At 29.1% G+C, this 6,973-nt stretch carries 12 protein-coding genes; 1 reads left to right on the top strand and 11 read right to left on the bottom strand.

The window, feature by feature from the left end:
* Positions 1 to 230: 230 nt before the first annotated feature.
* The 7 genes from ACRDDY_RS18525 to tnpB all read right to left on the bottom strand — a co-directional run bounded on the left by ACRDDY_RS18525 (position 231) and on the right by tnpB (position 5,458).
* A complete protein-coding gene (locus ACRDDY_RS18525; protein WP_438566406.1) occupies positions 231 to 1,346 on the bottom strand; it encodes an RNA-guided endonuclease InsQ/TnpB family protein in 1,116 nt (371 codons plus the stop codon).
* Positions 1,324 to 1,941 (bottom strand): IS607 family transposase, encoded by a 618-nt coding sequence (locus tag ACRDDY_RS18520; protein ID WP_438566405.1) that lies wholly within the window; start codon positions 1,939 to 1,941, stop codon positions 1,324 to 1,326. The genes ACRDDY_RS18525 and ACRDDY_RS18520 overlap by 23 nt, the downstream gene beginning before the upstream one ends.
* 101 nt (positions 1,942 to 2,042) lie before the next feature.
* Positions 2,043 to 2,201 (bottom strand): hypothetical protein, encoded by a 159-nt coding sequence (locus tag ACRDDY_RS18515; RefSeq protein ID WP_438566404.1) that lies wholly within the window; start codon positions 2,199 to 2,201, stop codon positions 2,043 to 2,045.
* A 17-nt stretch (positions 2,202 to 2,218) separates the two neighbouring features.
* A complete protein-coding gene (locus ACRDDY_RS18510) occupies positions 2,219 to 2,866 on the bottom strand; it encodes a hypothetical protein (RefSeq protein ID WP_438566403.1) in 648 nt (215 codons plus the stop codon).
* A 71-nt stretch (positions 2,867 to 2,937) separates the two neighbouring features.
* On the bottom strand, positions 2,938 to 3,888 hold the full coding sequence (locus ACRDDY_RS18505) for a DNA cytosine methyltransferase (protein ID WP_438566402.1): 951 nt from the start codon (positions 3,886 to 3,888) through the stop codon (positions 2,938 to 2,940).
* Positions 3,889 to 3,923: 35 nt separating this feature from the next.
* Positions 3,924 to 4,271: a hypothetical protein gene (locus ACRDDY_RS18500; protein ID WP_438566401.1), complete on the bottom strand. Its 348-nt coding sequence runs from the start codon at positions 4,269 to 4,271 to the stop codon at positions 3,924 to 3,926.
* A 59-nt stretch (positions 4,272 to 4,330) separates the two neighbouring features.
* On the bottom strand, positions 4,331 to 5,458 hold the full coding sequence (tnpB, locus tag ACRDDY_RS18495) for an IS200/IS605 family element RNA-guided endonuclease TnpB (protein ID WP_438566400.1): 1,128 nt from the start codon (positions 5,456 to 5,458) through the stop codon (positions 4,331 to 4,333).
* 85 nt (positions 5,459 to 5,543) lie between these two features.
* On the opposite strand from tnpB, the gene ACRDDY_RS18490 reads away from it, so the two are divergent.
* Positions 5,544 to 5,684 (top strand): ribbon-helix-helix domain-containing protein, encoded by a 141-nt coding sequence (locus ACRDDY_RS18490; RefSeq protein ID WP_438566399.1) that lies wholly within the window; start codon positions 5,544 to 5,546, stop codon positions 5,682 to 5,684.
* 73 nt (positions 5,685 to 5,757) lie between these two features.
* Here ACRDDY_RS18490 and ACRDDY_RS18485 read toward each other — a convergent pair whose 3' ends face one another.
* The 4 genes from ACRDDY_RS18485 to ACRDDY_RS18470 form a co-directional block, all read right to left on the bottom strand.
* A complete protein-coding gene (locus tag ACRDDY_RS18485; protein WP_438566398.1) occupies positions 5,758 to 5,937 on the bottom strand; it encodes a hypothetical protein in 180 nt (59 codons plus the stop codon).
* 62 nt (positions 5,938 to 5,999) lie between these two features.
* Complete coding sequence (locus tag ACRDDY_RS18480; protein ID WP_438566397.1) at positions 6,000 to 6,302, bottom strand: hypothetical protein; 303 nt, start codon at positions 6,300 to 6,302, stop codon at positions 6,000 to 6,002.
* 28 nt (positions 6,303 to 6,330) lie between these two features.
* Positions 6,331 to 6,573 carry a hypothetical protein gene (locus ACRDDY_RS18475; protein ID WP_438566396.1) on the bottom strand — a complete coding sequence of 81 codons (243 nt, stop codon included), beginning with the start codon at positions 6,571 to 6,573 and terminating at the stop codon, positions 6,331 to 6,333.
* A 40-nt stretch (positions 6,574 to 6,613) separates the two neighbouring features.
* Positions 6,614 to 6,973: hypothetical protein (locus ACRDDY_RS18470; protein ID WP_438566395.1), on the bottom strand; the 360-nt coding region annotated here is incomplete at its 5' end.

The following is a 6,973-nucleotide window of genomic DNA, read 5'->3' as shown; positions in this document are numbered from 1 at the left end:
GATATTGAAGACCCTTGGGGTTAATATAAATATGGATATAAATAAAGAGAGGTATTATCTACCGTTGCCAAAACCTTATAAAACTTTATAAAGTATGTTTATTTTCTTTTTCAATGTATCTGATTTTGCAAGTCAAACTACAACAAGCTACTTTCATTTGATGTGATACTCCAAAGACGTAAATTCGGATACAACGAATCCTACATATTAGCTTTATCTTTCAAGTGATATTATGCTAATTTATAGTTTGAGAGATTAATACTAGCATTTAAATCTCTATCAATATTAAGCCCACAACTACAGTCATACACTCTATCTTTAAGTTTTAAATCCTTCTTAATCTCTCCACATTGGCTACAAGTCTTTGATGAAGGATACCATCTATCAGCTATTGCTAACTCAATTCCTCTGAATTTACATTTATATTCAAGTTGTCTTCTAAACTCATAGAAACCTTGTTTTGATATAGCTTTAGATAGATGTCTATTCTTCATCATATTAGAAATAGCTAAATCTTCTATTACTATTCTGTATGGTTTGGTTTTCACTATACTTGTAGTAGTTTGATGAAGATAATTATTTCTTATATTAGCCAATCTTCTGTGCATCAGTTGTATTTGCTTTTCAAGTTTTATAATGTTGCTAGTTTTGACATACTCCTTTCCTTTTTTATTTTGTTCATATTTGCGAGAAACTTGACGTTGCAACCTACGAAGTTTCTTCTCTAATTTTCTAACTGCATAAGTTTTATTTATATTCTTATAAACTTTGCCATCTGAACAGATTGCCAAGTCTTTCAACCCCAAATCTACTCCTAGTGATACATCTATTAATTCTTCTTGTATTTCTTCTTGCTCTATTCCTACCGATAGATACCAATATTTATTGTCATAACTTATTCTTGGATTACTGTATTTCACTCCAATAGGTAGTTGCTCATTGGTTTTTATCCAACCAATTTTTTCAATATTAACTAATTTTCCTTCTTTAACTTTCAACTTACAATTATCATTGTAGAAAGATTTTTTACTTTTTCTTCTACTCTTAAATCTTGGTTTATCTGATAATCCCTTGAAAAATCTTTTATAACTATCACAAGCATCTTTAACTGATTGTTTAGCTACATTGTTAGATACTTCTTTAAGCCAACTTAATTCAGTTTTCTTTAGCCCCGTTATTTCTTTTCTAAGGTCATTGTCAGATATAAATTTACCACCATTTTTATAATTTTCTTCTTGTCTTGCGAGTGTCCAATTATATATAAATCTAGCAGTACCTACTGATTGCCACAGCTTTTGTTCTTGAAGTTGGCTTGGATATAATCTAACTTTCTTCGCTAGTATCATCTTCTATCAACTCCTTAATCATTTTCTTAGTTTTATTTGCTCTTTTGCCTTGAAGTTTACAACTAAAAACTGTGATTATTTGTATCATATCTTCTACCAATTCTTGCTGCTCTGTCTTTTCAGTATTATCTATTACTTCTATGTCACAGTTGTATAATGTAGCTATATATTCTATAAGTTCATAACCAAACCTTAAAAGTCTATCTTTGTAGACTACAACAACTTTATCGACTTCATTTTGAGTTATTAGCTTTATGAGATTTTTAAGACCTTTCTTTTTATAATTTATACCACTTCCTATATCAGTTATTATTTCAAACGGACTGCCTTGTGCTATTAAATAAGTTTCCATATTCTCAATTTGTCTTACAAGATCATCTTTTTGCCTATGGGAACTCACTCTGCAATAACCAATTACTTTTCTTGTTGTATCTTTTACTCCTAAAACTCTATTAAGTTGTTCTTGAGAGTAGTATCTATATCCACTATCAGTGGTATGATGTGGTTTTAATTTACCACTCTTATCCCAATTTCTTAAAGTTTGAGCAGTCACATTTAATAATTTTGATGTTTCTGCTATTGAATAATATTTCATTTTATCACCTCTTTAATAAAAGTATAATGAAATAAGTTATAAAAGTCAATAGCATTTTATAAAGTTTTATAATTTATTATTAACTGTTACTTACCTCTCTTTTAGTATTGTTTTAATTTATCTTTATGAACTTCAAATCTTACTGCTCCTAGTATATCATCACCTGTTGATACTGTGTACATATTACCTTTTTTAGATAGTATCCTACACTTCATTCCTCTTATTGTTGGGTCATTACCTATGTATATTGCCTTTTTCACTATTTACCGCCTCCAGCTTATCTTGTTTGTATTATTGTTGCTTTTACTGTTCTCTTACCATTTTTATATATTCTTTTTATATAATCTGTATCATTTTCTCCACTTAATCTTGGTAAGAATACATCTAATCTATTTGGACTATTAAAGTGAGAACCACCTCTATCTGAGACCGTGTATACTCTACCTTCCCACATTATCTTTGTTCCAAGTGGATAAACATTAGATGCTATCATTCCGCTTTGAAGTGCAGCTCCTGTGCATGTTATCCCTGGATATCCTCCATTTTGTTCGTATGTATCTCCATAGAAAGTTATTGTTATATCTCTTTCTGTAAATCCTACTACATCAAGTCCTGTTTTTGCTCTAAGTTCTTTTGTTGTTCTATAAGTGTAGTCTTTCATTCTTTCTATTTCTTCTTGCTCATATTTAACTTGTTCATACTTTTCTTGTGCAATCTCTTTGAATCTTTCTTCTTCTAATTCTCTGTTTTTTCTATGTTTATCATATTTTACCTTGTCTTCTTTGATACTTAATTCATGTTCTTTATCTATTTGATTATTATACTCCATTATACTAGCAGCTGGCACTGTTATATTTATTGCTATTACACTTGCTAATAACATTGCTCTTGCCCTATCTACACCACCACTTTTCTTTAAACTCATAAATCTATCCTCCCTAGTGATATTAAATTACTTGGAACTATGTATTAAGACTATAATTCCAAGTAATTTACTTATAAATATTTAAGTATATGAGATATTACATCTACTGTCCACCCATTGCCTATTGCTTTTTTCCTATTGGTTGTCGATGCCAAATCTGTGTATCCAGCTGGCAATGTTTGTAATTTCTCAAGTTCTTCTATTGTAAGTTTCCTTAATATGTTATCATAGTAAACTGAAACATTACATTGCTTATCTAGTGTATTTGACTTTTGTTTTATCACTCTACCCCTTCTTGTCTTAGAAGTTGGGAATGATAAGTTTACTCCATCCCCATCGTTTGCAACTATATATCCTTGTTTTGTTGCTTGAGATATTCTAACTTCTCCATTGACTACATTTATAAGATTTAACTCTTTTTCATTGAATGTTTTATCTACTAGCAATCCTTGATGACACATTAGATTATCTTTATTAAAATCAATTAATATATCTTTTAAACAAATATTGTTATCTTCTGGAATTTCAACTCCTTCTATATTAGTCCAATATGTTCTTGGTCTATTTTGCGCTGACAGTAAGTTACTATTTATATCCAATGGCTCTACAGATACATATTTAGTTATTGTATCTTTCCACTCTTTTTTCATCTCAACATTTTCCAGAATGAATTTTACATCTAAGTTATTGTGCAACCTAATTGTACTTAATATCTCTATAAAATTGAAAAATAATTTACTTTGCTCATGATCAAAATTAAGCATATTGCCATTCCTACTAAACCCCTGACAAGGCGTCCCAACTAATATCAAATCTATCTTTGGTAGCTTCCTTAATGTGGTCTTATTAATTTTAGTTATATCGCCTAACCTAATAATTTTATTATAGTTATTATCAGATATCTCCTCCGCATGCTTGTCTATTTCACTAGCATAGTAATTATCCACTTTTATCCCTGTTCTTTCTAATGCAACCATCCCACAACTTATTCCATCAAACAAACTTAATACATTAATTCCCATGTCTATCTCCTACTATTAATTATATGTTAACTATTTTAGTTGATACATTCTTCCATTTCTTTTCTGTATATATTACTGTATACTATTTTCTTAGCTACTGTATCCATTTCAGATTTTGATATGTTCTCTCTATAGTTGAATTTCTTTATGTATTCATCCATTACTTTTAGACTTTCTTCCATTGTCTTAAGATTCTCTTTAAGTTCTTCTATTTCATCTCTTAAAGTTTGTCTACTTGTTATTACTCTTTCTTTTTCTGTCTTAGTATCTTCAATGCATTCTAAGTATTTTTCTTCTGATTCTGAAAGTTCTTCTATTAGAGATTTAAGTATTACCATATCTACTGCTCTACCAAATCCAAATTCAACTCTGTGAACTGTCACTAGGCTAAAGACCTAGTGGCTTCCTGTTCGATAGTGCCAATGCACTAAGCAATCACAGGCTAACAAGCTTGTTCCAAGCTCACTAATCTTAATCCTTCTTTTAGGATGTTTATACTAGCATTTAGGTCTCGATTATGGTGCTCACCACATTCACAAGTCCATTCTCTAAGTGCCAGATTCTTTACATCTTTATTTCTATATCCACATACATTACATAGTTGGCTTGATGGATATGTTTTAGATATTACAGAAATAGTTCTACCATACCAACTCGCTTTGTATTCAAGCATTCGTCTAAACTCAAACCAAGATACTTCACTTATTGCTCCTGCTAATTTATGATTTTTCATCATATTACTTACTTTCAAATCTTCTATGCAGATTATTTGGTTTTCTTTAATTAGTTTATTTGATATTTTATGTAAGTAATCTTTTCTTTGATTAGATATCTTTTCATGTATCTTTGCAACTTTAATTCTCTGCTTATCCCAATTATTACTGAACTTTTGCATCTTTGATAACCTTCTCTGTTCTAACTTTAATCTGTAGTTAGCTTTTCTTAACCATTTAGGATTTTCAAAAACTTCACCATTAGAACATATTGCAAATTCCTTTAATCCTAAGTCTATTCCTATATTAGAATCTATTTTATCAAGTTCTTCTATATCAACTTTACAACATAGGCTTACGAAGTATTTGTTTGTTGGTGTCTTTGATACAGTAGCATTTAATATTCTTCCATCTATTTCTTGAGTTATCTTTGCTCTAACCCATTTTAATTTAGGTAGCTTAATTAGATTATCTTTAATAGTTATGTTGTTATTTACACATTTACTTTCATAACTTCTTTTAGGATTTCGTTTACTCTTGAACTTTGGAAATCCTTGATTATTACCCTTTTTAATTTCTCTAAAGAAGTTACTATATGCACTATCTAAATCATCTATTGTAGCTTGTAAGCACGTTGAATCCACTTCTTTAAGCCACTCATATTCTTTTTTTAGTGACGGTATTTTCTTTACTAAATCATACTTAGAATGAGATTTACCTTCTTCCTCATATGTTTTTATTTGAAGTGCTAGCATATTATTATATACAAATCTAATACATCCAAAAGATTTTTCTATCAACTCTTTTTGAACTTCACTTGGATATATCCTGAATTTATATGCTTTCATTTGTTCCATTTACTTTTAACCTCCTTTCGTGTATTATTTTAATATACTAATTATTATACTGTATATTTAATTAATATACAAGAAGGAGTTTTTTATGTTACAAATGGTGAATATGAGATATCCAAAAGAATTATTGAAAAGAATAGATAAGTATCAAGAAGATAATGGATTTACAACAAGAACTAATGCAATCATTCATATTGTAATTACATTTTTAGAATTAAAAGGTTACTAAAAAATACCTTGGAGGCTTTCAGCTACTAATCTAAAGACTTAGTAGTTTTTCGCCTTATTCATATAAAGTGTTATTATATTGTGTCATATGCATCTGTTATTAATATTATGTTATCAGCTAGTCTAAAGTTAGTGATTCCATGCTTGTCATTAAATCTTCCTGTGAATATTAATTTACTATTATTAAACATCTTGTCTAGTTCTACATGATATATGTCTTTATTTTCTATGATATCTGATTGAACTTTATCCAATTCTACCCTCTTTGATTCTACTAGAATATCTTTGATATCCATGCTTAGTAATGTTAATCATATTATTCACACTCGCTTTCTAATAAGTCTATGCAATGCATAAAGTTACCTGCCATATTCATGCACCAAGAGGTTAATAATACTAATACTGTTTCTAAATTCTCTCTTTTATTTTCTACCATGAAGCCCATTTCTTTTTCTAACCTAGAAATATATGATACTAAGTCTTCATATGATACTTCCTTTGCTTCTTTATATTCCATGTTTATAAGATCTAATACTTCACTTTCTTTATTGAATGTTTCTTTGAATAATCTACCATAGTTTTCTTTTGCATACAACCAATTCATTTCTTTACTTATCATTTGTAATCCCCCTAATTTATATTATATTTTAATTAAAATCTTCTTTTATACTACACCAGTTTATACTTACTATATCTTGATACATTTTAGTTTTTGCTAATGTATCAGATACTGGTATTACTTCTTGCATATGTAAGTTATCTACCCAAGACTTTATATTTGGGTTATATTCATATTTATCTATTAATGATAGTGAATTATCTTTTCTTTCGTCTATTAGGTATCTATTTTTATCAAAAACATATATTTTGTCGTATTCAAAACTGTCCACTTATACACCTCACTTTCTATATTTTAATTCTACATTATTATTAACTATTTGTCAACGTTTTTCTATGAGAAATAGCTTTATTTATAATATCTAACAATTCCTCATCTCTTTTTAACTCTTCTGTTATTTCGTATAGTCTTCTGAAAAATACGTAGTCGTATCCATTTTCTGATAGTATTAGACTAAATATTCTTTGCGTCAAATAGGGATTTAGCATCGGTTTAGTCGTGCAAATATTAAACCACACCGGATAGGATGCAATAAGTCCATTCCCACTCTCTTTCATTGATTCTTTTATTGCATTAAAGCTTGAGTCCTTTTCTCTTCGAATCATCTCAAATGACTTATTTTTTCTATTTTTGAATATCGCTACCTCTGATCTTGATGATATTGGAAACAT

The sequence above is a fragment of the Clostridium sp. genome (assembly GCF_051656525.1).
Lineage (GTDB): Bacteria > Bacillota > Clostridia > Clostridiales > Clostridiaceae > Clostridium.
Note: the sequence above shows the minus strand (reverse complement) of the source record. Positions and strands in the feature narration are given on the sequence as shown.

Coding starts and splice junctions, on each gene's coding strand:
- ACRDDY_RS18525 (WP_438566406.1), bottom strand. CDS start 1,346: ATGATACTAGCGAAGAAAGTTAGATTATATCCAAGCCAACTTCAAGAA.
- ACRDDY_RS18520 (WP_438566405.1), bottom strand. CDS start 1,941: ATGAAATATTATTCAATAGCAGAAACATCAAAATTATTAAATGTGACT.
- ACRDDY_RS18510 (WP_438566403.1), bottom strand. CDS start 2,866: ATGAGTTTAAAGAAAAGTGGTGGTGTAGATAGGGCAAGAGCAATGTTA.
- ACRDDY_RS18505 (WP_438566402.1), bottom strand. CDS start 3,888: ATGGGAATTAATGTATTAAGTTTGTTTGATGGAATAAGTTGTGGGATG.
- tnpB (WP_438566400.1), bottom strand. CDS start 5,458: ATGGAACAAATGAAAGCATATAAATTCAGGATATATCCAAGTGAAGTT.
- ACRDDY_RS18490 (WP_438566399.1), top strand. CDS start 5,544: ATGTTACAAATGGTGAATATGAGATATCCAAAAGAATTATTGAAAAGA.
- ACRDDY_RS18480 (WP_438566397.1), bottom strand. CDS start 6,302: ATGATAAGTAAAGAAATGAATTGGTTGTATGCAAAAGAAAACTATGGT.